Here is a 17248-nt window from a genome sequence, read left to right on the forward strand (position 1 = left end):
GTAAATTAGAAATTTAAGCGCTAAAGTAATTACTACAAACTTAAGCTATCTAAATCGCAGAATGGAAGAGTTTCTGCTTTGGCTTGTGCGATCGCAGATTGATTATCTGCTGCTAAAGCAATTCGAGTATTAATTCTAGGCAAAAGAGTTTTCCATTGTGTCTCACTTATCTTACCTAGCAGAGAAATTTCTGGCCCCTCAGTTATATCTACATCATCTTCCATGAGCAAATTCATGGTTAAAGACGATAAAAGCATATCTGCTTCCTCCTCAGAAATATTTTGAGTATCTATGAGAAGAGTTATCTGGCTTTTATCTGGGTGAGTAGTGAGGGTAGAAATGACACTTGCTAAATCTTGATATAGCAAGTCTTCGGGCTGTGACCAGTCTGGGAAAATAATTAGGTTAATATCTCCTAAGCGGAAATTTTGACTTAGAGTATCTGCAAGATATTTACTAAATAGTTCTTGAAAAAGTCCGCCTATTTTAGCTGAATAAGAGCGGCTATCTAAAAAGCTAGGATTACCTTGTATTTTTTCTTTAATTTGGGCGCTCTTTTGTTGGCGTAATTCAGGATCGGTTCCGAGTGCGATCGCTAAATGTATATAAGACTCTTCACTATCCGCCACTAAATCAGGGACATTTAGTGTTTGCACCATTGCAGCCCCCATTGCAGAACGAAAGCTATTTCCCCGTCTAGCGATAACTGGCAGATTAACCTGTAACGGTTCTATTAAAGAAGTTGTTCCTGCAAATGGATAAGAATCTAAATACACATCAGCAATACCGAAATATGCTTTAACCTCTTGTCGATTTGGTACTGGCTGAGGATCTAGGACTATCAAGCGGTCTGATGGTATTCCATGCTTTGAAAATACTTTATTCAAGTGATTCACAAAAGCTTTTTTCGGATAAGCATTTGACCAATTTGGGCCGAATGGCAGAAGTACTAAAATGGATTTTGGAACTGCAAAAATAATTTTTGCCCATGTATCAATCAGTTCAGGAATAGTTTTGAAGTAGTTAGCACCAGAGATAAAAATAACTGTTTCTTGAGATATACCTAAATTTTCTCGATCAATTTTAACAGTTGCATTTTCTTGTTCATTACCATAACTAAAGCAATGAGCAGTTCCTTCTAATTTTACCAATTTTTCTTGATATTGCTCTTGTGCCATTACTGATGGATCGGTTAATGTACCAGAGATGTAATAATCAATATGTCGCATTCCGGTAGTAACAACAGATCCGCCACTTGTGGCTTGTATTCTAGCTAATCGATGCATTGATAAGAGGCAGATTTGATTCGTTACTGCTGTCACATTAGTAGCAATGAATAATATATCGAGATCATCAGCCCGAATAATATTTACCTGTTCTCCTAAATCTTGCGGTAATACCTTAAAAGAGTTTGCACAGCTTTGGCAATATTGCTCTAGTTGATGACCAGTTTGATTAAGAGAGTACAAAATTACTTCAAAATCTCTACTGATATACTCATAAACAGGAAGATAAGCAAATGTTTCAGAGCCAGGTAGAAAATATGCAGCCAGGACACCCAACCGTATTTTTTTTCTAGCTGTAGGTCTATCAGGAAACTCGTAATCTACCTCATAACCCTTAAGCTTTAACAAAAACTCTATAATCTCTCCACGTTTAACATAGATATCTTTAAGATTATGCTCATTAAAATATAGGGGGATAAAATTAGCAATGGAAGTAAAGCTATTAATTATTTCATGCCACAAGAGAGAATCAGGATTTTTTAGTATTGATGTGTGTAAGTAATCAATCCACCCCTGCATATAGTAATAGTATTTCTCTGCATCATCCGGTTCTTGAAAATTGACTGGGGATGAAAAGAGGAATTGCAGATAGTCATTAAGTAACCAACGAGGTATGCGAGAGAGGTCATGCTGCAATGGTAACTGATCGGCACGACGATACAGCATAGCTGCTAGTAAATGCTGTATTGCTTTTGGCTGATCAAAACCTTGAGATATATTTTTAACTATATGATTAGCAAAAATTTCTTCTTCCTCAGTTAGACTTTCATATTTGATGTTACTATTCAGTAACATCTGATATGTTTTACCTAGCAGACCTATATAGCTATCTTTTATCTGTTCATCAGAAATATTTAACCATTCTTCTGCTATTTGTTTTCGCAACTGACACAATTCAGTATTTTGGTCACTCAAAACTGCGTATCTATAAAGAGCTTGTTGCCTCGTTCCTTGAGGATACCGTGTATCACTGTAAATTGTCTGAAATAGTTTTTGGTAATCTAAGAAGATAGCATCCTTTAAGGCAACATTTCGACGAGTTTGTTGTTGTGAATGTATCCTAAAGTGAGATAAAACTTTGTCAACAAAAGCAACTTTGTATTGGCTCATAATTCTGAGCCACATCTCCAAATCTACAAGTTGGCAAAATTCAGAATTAAATAATCCTACTTTGTCAAATACATCTTTTCTAATCAGCACTGTACTTGGTTCTCCAATTTTATTAATTGGATTATCAAGTATATTTGGATCTAACAAAAGTTCCTGTCCTGATTGAATCAGGTTTAATGTTGACCAAGCTTTATGTACATCCTTAGCTTCGTGATGTATTAAAAAATTTGAATCATAATTAGTATCACCAGTATTACCAAAAATTGTTCTAGGTGAAAAAACCAAACCTATCTCTTCATCTTGTTCAGCCAAATTAACCATTGCTTCAATAGCGGTTGGCTCTAATAAATCATCTTGAAATAAAAATTTTATATATTTTCCTTTAGCTTGAGAAATACAAAAATTCCAATTATGACTTAATCCATACTGGCTATGTTCTATAATTGAGAAATCAAAAGATGTTTTGTGCTTTAATGATTTAGCAATTTCAACCGTTTTGTCAGTAGAATTATCATCAGATAAAATTATTTCTAAATTAGGATATGTTTGCCATAAAACACTGGCAATTGCTTCGGCAACAAAGTTTTCACCATTGTAAGTAGGAATACAAATACTAACTAAAGGTGATCTATTTGCTATTTCTTGTTCTACTTTAATTCTAATATTATTTTTACTCAGGTGATTTTCTTTATTATAATTAGTTTGTACAAATTGATTATTCTGTATTCCTAAAGATAAAACATCTTCAATTACGGATTGGTTTGTAATAGCAAAGAACTGATCGAAAAATGATTGTAAATCATCTTTGTAGTATGGTTTAAGCTCATCTGGTATAGGCGTTGTTTGCCTTAATTCAACTTTTGTTAGTAATTTCGGTAATATTTTGGGTATATGATTTTTTTGATAATGTCTTCTCGAATAAACAGATTCTGTCTTTAAGACTTCAGAACTAATATTTCTTAAGTGTCTATGAAGTTCGTCAGGTGTTTGCCAGCGGAAAGCTTCTGGATAAGCAATATCCGTACTACAAAGTTGACGAGAGCGATAATTATTATGAACTACAATTGGTGTACCAGATGCCATGACCTCAATACCTGCTCGACCACCCCCTAAAGGAAATGACTCTAAATATATATCAACTTTATGTTCGGACATTGCTCTCCCTAAGCTTTTAACCCAGGGAATGTGAATAAATCGTTCTAAACTAATTCTAAATTCCCCTAGCTCTCTTTCTATAACACTAAGTGTATGCTGTGATAAATCTCCAATATGTATATGAAATCCGCCAGTAGACGCAAGTATTTTAGGTACTTCATGAATATAAGAATATAAATAAGGAATTTCTTTAAACTTATTTTCACTACCAGAAGAACAAGTTCTTAGTTGACCATCTGAAACAAAAGAAGAGGAATATCTCTCGGGAATGTTATCAACCACTAAGGGAAGATAAATATTGTTTGAAATTCCTAAATTATGACGACAGTTATAGAAAGAACCGGGGTCACTATCTATATGTTGTGCATAGGAAAGATATACGCCAAGACAAAGAAGATGACCAGCATGATGATAAAAAATTAAGTTTGGTGTTAAATTTGGCTGTACTGCTGCTACTGCTACAGCATCCTGTGGATGATTAAATAGAAATACTTGATTTGCAGGATTGGCTATCAAAGCTTCCTGAAGCCACTTCAACTTGTCTATAGATGTGCCTTCTGTTGCCCAAAGCATCTGCATATTCAAGGGTCTAAATCTATCTTCAACTACTGGACGATCAGTTGAATTAAAGGTATCAGTAATCAGAATTAAATGTTTCTTCTCTGGTCGAGCTTTTATCAAATCCTCAATAACGGCAGTGTGTCCTCCAGTTTTATATAGTTGAGTAGCTATGTATATAATAAGTTCATCATTTGGGTTATATTGATTTTCTAGAAAAGGTTTTTTAATTTTAAGAAGTTCGCTACCAATGCGTTGACATAGTTGATCTAAGATAACTGATCCAAATACATTAGTTATCGTAATTACACTTGCTTTTCCATAGGCTATCTTATGAGCAAAGTGAATAATTAGATTTAGAGCTAAATTTAAATCACCTGTATCTATAGTTTTTAATATTTCTGATTCAAACTCTGCTAATGACATAGTATTGTCTCCTTTGTATACCTAAAATAATTTAGTAAATCAACTCATTAGAGATGCATTGATTTACGGAAACCTCCACTTTTGGAAGTTTGGCTTTTTTAGATCAACCAGATAGTAGGATTCTTGACGCAAAGTAATTACGTTTACTCCAAAAATAGATGCTACCTGATTTATGATTTACTTTATGAAGCCCACTTTTGTAATACTTTTATTACTTTCTCCAAAAGTTTATTAGAAAGATGAGATCCCATAGGTAAACTAATGATCCTTGTTGATATATTTTCTGTAATTGGTAGTATCCCTCTAGTCCATTCATTGTTAATGTAAGCTTTAGACAAGTGAGGAGGAATAGGATAATGAATTAAACTACCAATGCCACAAGTATCTAAATAATTTTTTAGATTGTCTCTTTGAGAATGAGCGATTACAAATAAATGCCATACTGGTTCGGCCCATTCTGGGACGTAGGGTAATTTTAAATCTACAACTTCTTGCAATGATTTTAGATAGTATATAGCTATTTGTTTGCGTCGTTCATTCCATTCATCTAATTTCGTAAGCTTCACTCTTAAGAAAGCAGCTTGTAATTCATCCAATCGTGAATTAAATCCTTTGACTTCATTCTCATACTTAACGCGAGAGCCATAGTTACGGAGCAGACGAATTTTATCAGCTAATTTAGCATCGTTGGTAGTAACTGCTCCCCCATCACCAAAAGCCCCTAAATTTTTACCAGGATAAAAACTAAACCCTGCTGCATCTCCTAAACTACCAACTCGACAATTTTTATAACGTGCGCCATGTGCTTGAGCCGCATCTTCAATAACCTTAAGATTATGTCTATTAGCAATTTCATTGATGCAATCCATATCTGCTGGCTGACCATAGAGATGAACTGCTATGATTGCCTTTGTTTTGGAAGTAATAGCTGCTTCTATTTTCTTATGGTCAATATTATAAGTATTGATATTTGGTTCAACTGCTACTGGTGTTGCTCCTGCATAAGAAACTGCTAGCCAAGTGGCAATATAAGTATTAGCTGGAACAATTACCTCATCACCTGCACCTATTTCCATAGCTCGTAAAATTAAATGCAAGCTTTCTAATCCATTACCTACCCCAACGCAATACTTAGTTTCACAGTAAACTGCAAACTCTTCTTCAAAAGCTTCTACTTCCTGACCAAGAATATACCAGCCAGACTCCATGACGCGCTGATAAGCTGCATCAAGTTCTTCTTTTAGTTCCAGATAAGGAGCTTTTAAATCAAGAAATGGAACTTTCATTATTTTCTCTCATAATAAATGCTAGAAAATCTTGATAGTTTCGATAGTAATCGGACTCATCATAATGTTCTGATGCTAACGCCATACAAACCGCTCCAGAAGAAAAGTTATCAATTTCACGCCAGGTTAGAGGCGGAATATAAAGTCCATAATAAGAGCGATTTAAGTGATAGCGTTCTTTAGTAAACCCATCGTCAATAATGACATCAAAACTACCTGACATGGCAATTAAAAACTGGTAGCAATTCTTAAGAGAGTGACCCGCACGAATAGAACCACCTGGCACATCATATAAATAAAAAACTCTTCTGACTTTAAATGGAATATGTCTATCACTTTCGACAAATGTTAAGTTTCCACGAGGATCTTGAATCTTGGGAAGCTCAATAATTTTGCAATTTTTAATACTCATAAATCATCCTCACTATTTTAATGTCATCTCATAAAATTCGTGTAGTACCCCACTACCTCCAAATTCTGATTTGAATTTATAAAGACTAGCAGCAAGAGACTTTCCTTCATTTTGATTGCTGGTGCCAAAATCAAAATAACGAGAACCTTTAGTCTTAGCTTTTTCAATACATAATTCAAAAATTGCATCTAAAGCTGATAGATCATAACCTATTAAACTCGAAGCAATATATTGTGTTCGTACAACTGTAGAAGTAGAAAATAATACAACACCTGCAACAATTTCAGAATTAGATATAGCAATATAAAAATTAATATTTTTTGGAAAAAGGGAGTGAAGATAGGTAATTTCATCTAAGGAATGAACTGGTAACTGACCCATTTTTCTGGCTAGATTTTCTTCAATAAGTAACCATAAATTACCAATGTCTTCAGCACCTTCTTTTACTTTAATTCCTTGTTTCAATGCCTTTTTTAAACTCCGTTGCCTTCTCTGACTTGGTTCTCTTCTATTAGTTAAGTCTATTGCACAGGAGAGATCACAACGATAGCGCACTGCACCTAGATGAAAAAGCGCATATAGGTCATCAGCCAATGGATACTGATGATAAATATATGGTATTGCTTTATACCTTAATTGCTCAAATTCTCGGTTCTTATAGTACTCTAATACTATTTTAAATGCCTGAATCATTTGTTCACCAAGCAAGTGACCAGTATGTAGTACTCCACCATAGGTAATTCCTGGATGACTAACTACTCGTTTACTATTAATCGGGTCAACTGCTGCTAGAAATAAACCTATCAATTGGCTCCTTTCATCTTTAATTAGTAAAGATACATCTTGGAATCTATCAGCATGGTAGGAAAGATAGCGACGAGTATGAAGAAAAGTTGCCATAGGAGCTTCAGCAATGAACTTGTCCCATAGTTCAGCATCGCTGTCAGTATAAGGAAAAACTCTCAGATAATTTTTATCTACCATTTACTAATGAATGATATGTTTTAGCTATTATTGCACTGTTAATCCTGTAGAACTGCAACACCAAAGCCTGTCTCTCCATAATTATTGCCGTTATAAAACATATAAGTTCCATATTTAGTCTTTTGAATACATGAATAGCAAATCATTTGTGAATCCCAGCCATTTTCTGATATATCAATACCTACTTGCTTGTCTTTTCTAATCCAATTCAGTCCGTTAGTTGATTCAGCGTAACCTAGTCGATATCCCTTGCTAATAGTGCGAATGGAATACCACATTCTGTAAATACCGTTTTCTCTAATCACGAAAGGTCTACCGAATCCGTATTCGTCTTCATTAGCAATATCTAGACAAACAGTACCTGACTTACCCCAGTTGACACCATCTTTAGATTCTAGATAGCGCATATTATAGGTTGGTACTTTTTTATTATTGATGTCAATCCACTTGTCACCAGCCACGTACCACATTCTCCATTTATTATTATCTAGATGGACATGTGCAGCCGTTCTAACAAAAAGCTCATTATTACTTCGCTCTAATATAGGAACTCTAGAATAACTTTTGAAGGTATTTCCGTTGTCTTCACTAATTGCAAGACCCATCAGCAGAAAATAACGAACTTTAACACCCAGCTGCCAACCTACATAGTACAGATACAATTTGTTCGCATATTTAAGAATACTAATTGGTGTAACTCCATTGTCATCAAAAGTACCAGGTTCGCCAATATCTAATACTGGCTTCTCTGAAACCTTTAAAATATGAAGTGGGTTGCTTGCTGCAATATCCACAAATCCAACTCTTCCAACTTTATTTTGATCTGAAAATGCGACATATATTCTGATTTGACTCTCATCTAGCATCATAGTGGTAGGAATAGAAGCGTGAGAAACTGCCCAATCCTGCTTACCATTTGCCACGTATACTAAGCCAAGTTTTTTCCAAATCATTTTCTAATCCTTGACTTTGAAAAACTTCAAAGCATTAACTTTTGCCGGCTCAGGTTTGACTGGTCCGTATAATAAGCCTTCTGGCACATCTTTAGTAATGATAATACCGGGACCTATCCAGCAATCCTTGCCAATTTTTACATTGTTGCTAATAGTAGAATTTACACCTAAAAAGCAATTTTCACCTAACTCAACAAAGCCGGAAATAACTACATGAGAGGAGATAAAACAATTCTTATGAATATAAGAATGGTGTCCGATATGATTTCCACTCCATAAAATTACATTCTCTTCTAACTGAACAAATGCCTGAACTACATTTCCTTCAAAAATGAAGCAATGCTCTCCAATTTGTACATTTTGCCAAACAAAAGCTCTGCTACTAATGTAACTGGCAAGCTTAAATCCTTTTTGCTTGGCTTCAAAGCATAATCTCGACCTTAACCTATTTAATTGTGTGTAAACTATTGCTACAAATACTTGGTATTCGTCAGAATTGTAATCTTTTTCTAGTGACTCAAAGGGAGTAACGGGTAAACCAAATAATTTATCCTTGCGAAGGAATTCTTGTTCTACACTAAAAGCTACCACTTCATAGCTAGAATCATAGGTAAAGTACTCGTAGGCAACTTCAGCAAAAGCGCTATCGCCTATAATAATCAGTTTTTTGTTTTTTGATGAAGTCATTTTAAGGTTTCCTAATTAAGATATCTTCGCGCCTATTTGACATAGGTAAATCATTTTGTTGAGGAAGTATATAAGCATCAAATCCTTGAAGTCTGGATCTATTAATTAAAGAAATAATTACTGAATCATCAATATTATGATGCTCAATTTTATTAAAAATTACTTCTGGTATTTCCTGAGAAGCAGTAAAATCTTGATGAAACTTTATTCCTCTTGGACTACTAAAAAAGCGTTTTCTCTTAGATACATTGGGAATATCTCCTATCAACATTTCTCCACCACAAGCCATTAGTTCAAGTGACTTATCGATAAAATCCCATATATTAGATTCGATGAAAATGTAATGGAAAACACTGTAAGCTATAATGATATCAATACCTTTTTGGTACTCGCTAAATAACTCTTCACAATAAGGATAATAACCAGGAATTTTTTTAATAAAGTTTTTATCTGGCAAGTTCGACAGCATTTCTGGTGAGTCTACCCAGATTAATTTATGATTATTTTTTTCACAAATATCAGCCAGCATAGTTGGTAATTCACTACAACCTGGTCCGATATCTAAGACAACTTTATTCTCTGAATTCAATAAAGTAAGTTTTGTGATAATATCCTCAAAAATCAATTTTTCTTTTCCCTCTCGATAAGAATTGGGAAACCCTATTTTTTCATAGCTAGTAAGCGAAGAATCCTTTGCCATTTTCCTAAAATCATCAAAGGAAAGATTTGAAAATCTTACATAATCACTGTTTTTCATAACTAAAATGATGGGACGAATTTGGAATTAACGATCGCCATTCCCCTCTTTTTGAGCCTGTTGCTTCTTAACCTGCTCTAATACAACTTTGTAATCTTTCCGTTCAGGGTGCAACTTCACCAGTTTCTCTAAAAGCTCCATAGCACCTTTAGTATCCTTCTGTTGTAAGCGCAGCAAAGACAGTTTTTCTAAAGCAAGTTGATTTTCTGGTTCCCGCCGTAAAACCAACTCATAACCCCGCGCCTGTTGCTGTAATAATGACTCCGCAGAAACAGACGCAGTTGCTGGCTTGGGTTGGCTAGCCTGTTGAATTGCTGGAATGACTGCAAATACCGTAGACCCAAAAAACGAGAATATCGACACTATCGTTAAAATCTTTTGTCGCCGCTCAATCTGCTTTTTGCGGACGATTAGGTATTCTTCCCCTGAACCAGGCATGTATCAATTATTGCTGCGCTCAATAGTTAGGTGTCAGCAACCCTCCTCGTTTTGAGGATACCCATCTGCTCAAGGGAAACTAACATCTTGGCGAAAAATTTTTTACACAAACTTTAAAAGCTGACTCTGGAGACGAGGGAACTTTATGGTAAGCCCATGCTGTAGTGCCAATTTTGCCATGCCTAGTTTACCGCCGTAGGCATCGCTCTTACACTTCAAAACAAAACCCTCTCTTAGATACTGCACAGAGCCAACCCTCCAGGTCTGATTCACTAGAGAGAACATCAAGAGTATATAAAGATTTGCGATTATTCTACCTAATGCCAGATGTTTGCGATATCCTAAATCACGTTTAATCCAAGAAAAACCTCAGAAGTCAGAATACAGGAGTCAGAATCAATTAGTGGGGGATTCAGACCCGCCACTTTCTTGTTGACCACTAAATCTTCTCTTTCAGAGACGCTGTGCGAACGATTTAGTGGGGGTGCAAAAACGCCGTCTATTCATCCGCCAGTCGTACAGAATTCATGCTGAATTCTGACTCCTCACTCCTGAATTCTGTTTTGATAAATAGAAACAGTGGATATTTCTACCCAATTGCAAATTTCCCTGTCAGTCAAAAACTTTCAAACTAGCCTGTATCATCTGGCTTTATCAACAAGCAAACATATTTTTCAACGATCCAAAGAAATAGAATTTTCGTAGTCGTCCTCAGTTACACTACATAAGTGCAACTTCCTAAAGGACTAATTGTTTTGCTCGGTGTTCACAATTTGGACTAACTTCTGCAAAAAGTTTAAAGGCTGCTTAGTATAATTAGAGTTTTGTGGTGGTAATTACCGTACAAAACCGAATTTACTAGTAATTTAGTAGAGTTTGTTATGGTATACTTAAAAAGTTAAGACTAGCTTTACCAAAATTACACCACTCTACGATCCGGCAACAATTGCAGAATGGGAAGCAGTTTTAATCAAGTATTTACCAACAAAATCTGAATTCAATCGAGGTTATGACTCAGCAAGTGATTCACCCAATGGTGAAATTGCAGCGCAATGTGCAATCACTCATAGAATCTAATATTATCAAGCCAAGCGATAGCATCTGGAAAATCGCTTTGCTCTATGGTAATGAATGGCAGCACTGGAAACAAGAACTGCTTGACTTTGGCTTTAGTATGCAAGACCCAGTTAGTGAATTGCTAGCTGTAGAAACTTGGGATGAAGAATAGGTAATGGGTACTGGGGACTGGGGACTTAGGAAATAATTATTTTAACTGCTAATACTCAGTGTCCATTCCCTAATACCCAGTCGTCAATACCCAGTCGCCCTCCCTATTGACAAGCAGCTAACGCCGCAGCTAATTCTTTGGCAGTTTGGTAGCGATCGCGTGGCAATGGTTCTGTAACGCGATCAATCGCATCTCTCAATTGGGAACTAATGGTGGGAACTTTTGCCACATCAAACCTGAAGTTTCGCCCTCGTTGGCGGTAATACTTAAAAGGGTTTTCGCCTGTGAGCAGAAAAATTAACGTTGGCCCAATTGCATACAAATCAGATTGAGTCAAAGGTTGTCCCCGTTCCTGTTCAGGAGCGCAATAACCTTCTGCACCAATCCGAGTACCGGGCGCTGTGCCAATTTCCTTAACTGCGCCAAAATCCAGCACTACTATGCGATTTAGTGAACTTCGCACCATGAGGTTAGCGGGTTTAATGTCGCGGTGAATCAGTGGTGGCTCTTGGCTATGAAGATATTCTAAAATATCGCAGGTTTGAATCATCCAAGCGATCGCCTGGCTTGGTGTAACTGGGCCAGTAGTATAAACACGTTTCTCTAAATCTTGTCCCTGAATTAGTTCCATTGCCAAGTATTTTTTTCCGCCTTCTACAAAGAAGTCGTAATACTTGGGAATTCCCGGATGGTTAAGAGATTTAAGAGTATACGCCTCCCGCTCAAATAATTCTTGAGCTTTGGCAATTTTTACCATATCAGCATTCATTTGCTTCAACACCAGCAGTCGTGGGGTACTCCCAATCTGACCAGACCCATCCCAAGCGAGATAAGTAGTACCCATACCTCCTTGTCCGAGAGTTCGCAACACCTGATAATGGCGAATTTTCTGTTGTACAGAGAGAGGTTGACCGCAGTGAATGCAAAACAGATTGTTTGGGGAGTTACCCTCGTGCGTGCAAGTGTATTTACCTTGGGCTGAATAGACTGTTGCAACAGCGTTTTCTTCAGTCTCTTGCATTTGTGGCGATCGCAAACCAGTTTCCAGTAATGTTACCTCCTGAATTTGGAATTGTAGTATTGGGCCTCCCTGTGCCAGTTGCAAAAGGGAATTATCTGGTAACGAACTCTGAATCACAAGGATACCGTTGAGGAAAGTCCCATTAGTACCCTGACTAATTAGCCGCCAACCACCATTATTATCGGCAAAATCGACGTATCTAAGTTCTAGATGATGGCGTGAAACTAAACTATCAGTTAAAACAACGTGATTATCTGCCGCTCGACCAATCCGAATTATGGAAGAGTTCTCAAAGCACCACTGCTGGAGGGGCGTTTTTTGTTTCGGTTCTAGCAGAGTCAGACTAACCACAATACAACCTATTGGGGAATTGGGAATTGGGAATTGGGAATTAGAAATTGGGCATTGGGAATTGGGCATTAAACTATACGTAAATTAGGTTTTAACCCCTGGTTTCTTGCGCTTTAAGGTTAATTTGAAGATATATGCCTATTAGAAATTGGTGATTCTTCTTATTACCCATGCCCCATGCCCTATTCCCCATTCCCATTTATGATTAACTTTCGAGATTTGGACGTACTTTTGCCCGAATTAGTATACCAGTAATGTTGTCGTGACCATTATGTTGGTTTCCCAAATCAATTAAGTTTGTAACACCTTGTTCTAAGTTAGCGCCTGAACTAAGTAAGGGTTCTAAATGAGTTTGCCAATGGGTTTCTAGTAAATCATTATCTGATAGACCGTCCGATGCTAACAGCAGAAGAGTATCTTCATTAATCTCGAAAAAGCCGACATCGGGATTAATTGAATTTTCATCACGAGGCCCCAAGGCTTGGGTGAGTTGGTAGGCATCCGGGCGGGCGTAAGCGATGCTTGCTTCCACTCCGCGCGTAATTTCCCGTTGTCCAACTTCGTGATCTACTGTGACTTGTTCTAACCCACGCTTGCGCGTCAAACGATAGAGACGGCTATCTCCTACGTGGACAACTGCTGCTTGAGTATCTTGAATTAATAGCATTACCAGAGTTGTACCCATCCGCCCTACTCCAGAACGGGCATCTTTTTGATTTAGCTTATAAATCGCCTCATTAGCTAAATACACTGCCTCACGAATGCTATCTTCTGTTGGCAGTTGGTTAGTAATCCAATGTTCTTGAAAGTATTGCCGTAGGGTGTTGACTGCTAACTCACTGGCTATCTCGCCGCCAGCATGTCCGCCCATACCATCGCAGAGAATATACAAACCATGCCCTTCCAGAACTCGACTTTTAGAAAACTCCAACTTCTGAATTTTGGTTTCAATACCAAAGTAGTCTTCGTTGTGATGACGTTGACGACCTACATCTGTACGTCCTGCATCTTCCAAACTACTTAACTGCATCGCCAGCACAACAGTCGGCATATCATCAATTTTGCTAATGATGTCTTCTGGTTCGTCTGATTGCGGCATTGTCGGCACAGTAGTATTGTTCTCCTTTATTGGGGGCAAAGTTGCGGTTCCTAGTGCTTCCAGTTCAATAGATATTTCTTCTAAACGCGATCGCAATTGTGCGATCGTGTGAATCTTACCTACATCTAAATCCCCCAACATCTGAACTACAGAACCAAATTGAGTGCGTTGAGACTGCCTAAATAGTGCCTGCCAAACCCGCCCTAAAGCTTGAATGGTAAACGGCTCCTCTGGAATAGCAGATGGTTGAACTTCGGCATCTTCTGACAATTCCGTGGTGGGCAAAGGACTTGATGATTCAAGATACAATCTTTGCAGCGCCAGCGTTTGGTCTTCATCCAATCGCAAATTCGCCAAATCTAAAAGGCTTTGACGACAATTTACTGGTTCCAACAAAGCCCAAAGTTGGGTCATTTGATAACACCAGTGCAAAATTTTTAACGAACTTGTTGTCTCTTCTTGCCACAGATCGAGTAAAGGCTGCCAATTTGAGCGGTCTTCAATTATTACTACCTGCGTATCCCCCTGCTGCCATGCATCATGAATCAGTGGTATCTCGCGCTGGCATTGGGACTGTAAAGCAATATAAAGTTTAGCAAGGTGAGGAATTCCATTCGCTTCTATTGATGGCGTTAGCAAATCTGATTGCTGAGTTGCTAGCATTGCCTCAATGCATGATATTTGATACGGCTGGCAGTCTAGAACTCTCACACCTACATCAGTAATGGTGCTACTTTCCGTTTGGGTAGGTAGCGGATCTAACAATTGATAACGCTCTTGAGAGTCTAAATAGGAGCCTAATGCAATCTGGGAAGTAGGGGATAGAGAAGATAAAGAGGATATTGTTTCCTCGTCTCCCACTACTCCTACATCTTTTGGCTCTCTCTGTACTCCCAAAGCTTCGCTAGGCGTTTTTTTAGCAATAATTGCCCAAAACACTGTTCCACATTCCGCGCCACAGTTATGACAACGTAGTGCATTGACAGGTACATCTTCAGCACTGCATTCAGGACAAACTTTGTGGGTCAGGGATGTGCCACAGCTTTGACAGAATTTGTTGCTTTTGGGGTTTTCAAATTTACACTGAGGGCAAATCAGCATAGTGGAAGTTCCTTTAATTCCCGCTCCAAGGTGCTTCTAGCCACTAACATCCAAGGTGCCACAATTGGCTGTCCCTGACTAAAGTAGACATATAAGAGATTGTAGTTTATCAATGAATTTTGGTGGCAGTATTAATTGTGACGCATATTAGATAAATTTTGGGAATTGGGCATGGGGAATGGGTAAGAAGCAGGGGAGCAGGGGAGAAGTTGTAGTAAGTCTTTCCCCTCTGCCCCTCTGCCTCTTTCCCAATTCCCAATTCCCAATTGTCAATAGTCTGGTAATTGCGGAGGTTCTGCGTCAAACCATTTTTGATAAATTTGCTTGTAAGTGCCATTGGATAACAAAGTCCCTATAGCTTTGTTAATTGCATCCAGATGGGGAGAGTTTTTCGGTGTAGCAATCCCGTAGTATTCTTCGGTAAGCAAATCGGCAACAACTTTGATGCCTTTGAGGTTGCCATTTTTTATCGCATACAAAGTTGCGAAAGCATCGCTAACCACAGCGTCAACATTGCCATTAAGCAAGTCTTGGAAAAATTCTGGGCCAGAATTAAAAGTGCTAATTTTGGCGTTGGGGATGGTTTTGGCAAAATCTGCCCCAGTGGAACCAATTTGGACAGCGATTTTTTTACCTTTGAGACTATTGAAGTCTTGAATATTTTGGTTATCTTCACGGACAGCGATCGCTAGTCCGGCTTTAAAATAAGGTCGTGAGAAAGCAATTGTTTTCAGGCGTTCGGCGGTAATGGTGATGCCACTAATTGCTGCATCAACTCTTTTAGCTTGCAAGGTCGAGATCATGCCATCAAAGGGCAGACTTTCAAACTGGACTGCAAAACTTGCTACTTTACCAATTGCATTAATCAAATCAATATCAAAACCTTGTAATTCCCCGTTAGCTTTTTGGATTTCAAAGGGGACAAAGGTTGGATCTGTCGCCACTTTAAGAGTTATAGCATCTAGGTTATTGGTGGAATAGAAATTTTTACAGCCAATAATCAGTAGCAGACAACCTAAACTGAGAATTAGCTGCTGCCACTTGAAGTTAATTAATTTCACTCTAGAGAATGGGGCTTATCTGGACAGCTTATCTGGACAATGTAAAATCTCCATTTTTTCACATCAGCCCCAGTTTGGGTGATTCCTGGGATCTTGATAGTCAAGGTCTTCGCAGTGAAAAGGAACTTCCTCTTCAATCTTCATCAAAAAAAATTCACATTCTTCATAAGTACCGATAAATCCAGGCGATTCTGCCTCATAAATTGAGACAATATTTAGGGAATAGCGACCAACTAAAGTCCAGTCCCTACCGTCATCGTGGTTAATCCTGACAATTCAATTACTATCAATAAGTTGAGGAATATGGAGGTATATAGCGGTTCTCACTTTCCTGGAGTACAGGAGCCAGTTAAGGGTACGGGTTAAAAAACTTAAGAAAACAGATGTAACCTTGGTAAGAATTACCGCAGAGTCCGAAAACCGCTATAAACCTCATATTGGAACTTCAAAATTCTCTAGTGTAATTACATCCTTAAGAATGAATAAGAGCATTTGTTCTAACCGCCTAAGTTTTTAGCATTTCTTCTTCAATTTTTTCCGAGATGTGATGTATATCCCTAGCATATATATGCCTGTCATCAGCGAAGGTTCAGGTATGGGTTTGATTTTGGCATAAATACCTGTTTTAGTTGTACCTCCTTCAAGAGCTTTAATGCTTATTTGGGTAATATTTGAGTTAAAACCAGTTAACTCAAACGTATATTTATTGCCTTCAAAGGTAAAATTGCCATTACTGAAATTTGTATCTATAAATACAAAGTCTGCATTTTTTTCAGGATCTATTGCATCATTAGGTGTATTTAATAGACGCAATTTAAAGTCAAAAACTTTGCTGTTTCCAGTGGCAGAATTAAAGGATACATTAAGATTTAAAGGTACAAATTCAACGATTGTACCGTTAAGCACCGTTCCATTAAAGTAAGTCAAATCAGCTATTTTAAATACAGAGTTGATCTCTGCTAAAAATGAATTTCCATTCAAAGTAAGTTTATTTGAGCCTGTTATTTTACACCCACCAGGAGTACTGGAGCCTGATGAACACACATTAGGATCGCCCCAAGTAAATGTGTTGCTTCCCACGCCTGTATATGTGGGATTGGTATCGGTGCTTCCTGGAGTAGGTTGTCCCCACGTTCCAGTAGAGATACCAGAAAAAGTGAGAGCTTTGGCTTGATCGGAGAAACCAAATGCTGTGGTACTTACAAAAAAACTAGATATAGCTATTGCAAAAACTAAATTTAATTTCATAACTTAGGTTTCAATTCTTATAGTGGAGTTTCTCTAAACTAGATATCTAGTCTAAGCTAGTAAATTTACGGAAAATAGGGCAACATT

General features: G+C 37.6%; 13 protein-coding genes. 1 reads left to right on the forward strand and 12 read right to left on the reverse strand.

Translation table 11 applies throughout. The features are described 5' to 3' along the window. Nucleotides 1-32: 32 nt before the first annotated feature. The 8 genes from RMZ41_RS25380 to RMZ41_RS25415 all read right to left on the reverse strand — a co-directional run bounded on the left by RMZ41_RS25380 (nt 33) and on the right by RMZ41_RS25415 (nt 10052). Nucleotides 33-4535 carry a glycosyltransferase gene (locus RMZ41_RS25380; protein ID WP_322642472.1) on the reverse strand — a complete coding sequence of 1501 codons (4503 nt, stop codon included), beginning with the start codon at nt 4533-4535 and terminating at the stop codon, nt 33-35. Between the two features lie 182 nt (nt 4536-4717). Next, a complete protein-coding gene (locus RMZ41_RS25385) occupies nt 4718-5821 on the reverse strand; it encodes a DegT/DnrJ/EryC1/StrS family aminotransferase (RefSeq protein ID WP_322642471.1) in 1104 nt (367 codons plus the stop codon). After that, entirely contained in the window at nt 5802-6233 is a 432-nt protein-coding gene (locus RMZ41_RS25390; protein ID WP_322642470.1) for an FdtA/QdtA family cupin domain-containing protein, read from the reverse strand. The genes RMZ41_RS25385 and RMZ41_RS25390 overlap by 20 nt, the downstream gene beginning before the upstream one ends. Nucleotides 6234-6245: 12 nt before the next feature. Beyond that, nucleotides 6246-7217: a GNAT family N-acetyltransferase gene (locus RMZ41_RS25395; protein ID WP_322734486.1), complete on the reverse strand. Its 972-nt coding sequence runs from the start codon at nt 7215-7217 to the stop codon at nt 6246-6248. A gap of 38 nt (nt 7218-7255) precedes the next feature. Then, complete coding sequence (locus tag RMZ41_RS25400; protein WP_322642468.1) at nt 7256-8170, reverse strand: hypothetical protein; 915 nt, start codon at nt 8168-8170, stop codon at nt 7256-7258. A gap of 3 nt (nt 8171-8173) precedes the next feature. After that, nucleotides 8174-8857, reverse strand: coding sequence for an acetyltransferase (locus RMZ41_RS25405; protein ID WP_322642467.1), 684 nt, complete (start codon nt 8855-8857; stop codon nt 8174-8176). Between the two features lies 1 nt (nt 8858). Continuing rightward, complete coding sequence (locus RMZ41_RS25410; protein ID WP_322642466.1) at nt 8859-9614, reverse strand: hypothetical protein; 756 nt, start codon at nt 9612-9614, stop codon at nt 8859-8861. Nucleotides 9615-9641: 27 nt separating this feature from the next. Beyond that, complete coding sequence (locus RMZ41_RS25415) at nt 9642-10052, reverse strand: tetratricopeptide repeat protein (RefSeq protein ID WP_322642465.1); 411 nt, start codon at nt 10050-10052, stop codon at nt 9642-9644. 1009 nt (nt 10053-11061) lie between these two features. Between RMZ41_RS25415 and RMZ41_RS25420 the strand changes: the two genes are divergently transcribed. After that, nucleotides 11062-11280, forward strand: a complete 219-nt coding sequence (locus RMZ41_RS25420; RefSeq protein WP_012407469.1) for a DUF4327 family protein — start codon at nt 11062-11064, stop codon at nt 11278-11280. A 103-nt stretch (nt 11281-11383) separates the two neighbouring features. Here the strand turns inward: RMZ41_RS25420 and RMZ41_RS25425 are convergent, their stop codons facing one another. The 4 genes from RMZ41_RS25425 to RMZ41_RS25440 all read right to left on the reverse strand — a co-directional run bounded on the left by RMZ41_RS25425 (nt 11384) and on the right by RMZ41_RS25440 (nt 17161). Beyond that, on the reverse strand, nt 11384-12652 hold the full coding sequence (locus RMZ41_RS25425) for a protein kinase domain-containing protein (protein ID WP_322642557.1): 1269 nt from the start codon (nt 12650-12652) through the stop codon (nt 11384-11386). 205 nt (nt 12653-12857) lie between these two features. Beyond that, nucleotides 12858-14852: a serine/threonine phosphatase gene (locus tag RMZ41_RS25430; RefSeq protein WP_322642464.1), complete on the reverse strand. Its 1995-nt coding sequence runs from the start codon at nt 14850-14852 to the stop codon at nt 12858-12860. A 269-nt stretch (nt 14853-15121) separates the two neighbouring features. After that, nucleotides 15122-15913, reverse strand: a complete 792-nt coding sequence (locus tag RMZ41_RS25435) for a basic amino acid ABC transporter substrate-binding protein (RefSeq protein WP_322642463.1) — start codon at nt 15911-15913, stop codon at nt 15122-15124. A gap of 513 nt (nt 15914-16426) precedes the next feature. Beyond that, nucleotides 16427-17161: a choice-of-anchor K domain-containing protein gene (locus RMZ41_RS25440; protein WP_322642462.1), complete on the reverse strand. Its 735-nt coding sequence runs from the start codon at nt 17159-17161 to the stop codon at nt 16427-16429. Between the last annotated feature and the right edge of the window lie 87 nt (nt 17162-17248).

This window comes from Nostoc sp. DedVER02, assembly GCF_034530675.2.
Lineage (GTDB): Bacteria > Cyanobacteriota > Cyanobacteriia > Cyanobacteriales > Nostocaceae > Nostoc.

Bases quoted from the DNA above. Each gene is read 5' to 3' on its own strand.
- RMZ41_RS25395 (WP_322734486.1), bottom strand. From the start codon at position 7,217: ATGGTAGATAAAAATTATCTGAGAGTTTTTCCTTATACTGACAGCGAT.
- RMZ41_RS25390 (WP_322642470.1), bottom strand. From the start codon at position 6,233: ATGAGTATTAAAAATTGCAAAATTATTGAGCTTCCCAAGATTCAAGAT.
- RMZ41_RS25405 (WP_322642467.1), bottom strand. From the start codon at position 8,857: ATGACTTCATCAAAAAACAAAAAACTGATTATTATAGGCGATAGCGCT.
- RMZ41_RS25400 (WP_322642468.1), bottom strand. From the start codon at position 8,170: ATGATTTGGAAAAAACTTGGCTTAGTATACGTGGCAAATGGTAAGCAG.
- RMZ41_RS25415 (WP_322642465.1), bottom strand. From the start codon at position 10,052: ATGCCTGGTTCAGGGGAAGAATACCTAATCGTCCGCAAAAAGCAGATT.
- RMZ41_RS25410 (WP_322642466.1), bottom strand. From the start codon at position 9,614: ATGAAAAACAGTGATTATGTAAGATTTTCAAATCTTTCCTTTGATGAT.
- RMZ41_RS25440 (WP_322642462.1), bottom strand. From the start codon at position 17,161: ATGAAATTAAATTTAGTTTTTGCAATAGCTATATCTAGTTTTTTTGTA.
- RMZ41_RS25385 (WP_322642471.1), bottom strand. From the start codon at position 5,821: ATGAAAGTTCCATTTCTTGATTTAAAAGCTCCTTATCTGGAACTAAAA.
- RMZ41_RS25380 (WP_322642472.1), bottom strand. From the start codon at position 4,535: ATGTCATTAGCAGAGTTTGAATCAGAAATATTAAAAACTATAGATACA.
- RMZ41_RS25430 (WP_322642464.1), bottom strand. From the start codon at position 14,852: ATGCTGATTTGCCCTCAGTGTAAATTTGAAAACCCCAAAAGCAACAAA.
- RMZ41_RS25420 (WP_012407469.1), top strand. From the start codon at position 11,062: ATGACTCAGCAAGTGATTCACCCAATGGTGAAATTGCAGCGCAATGTG.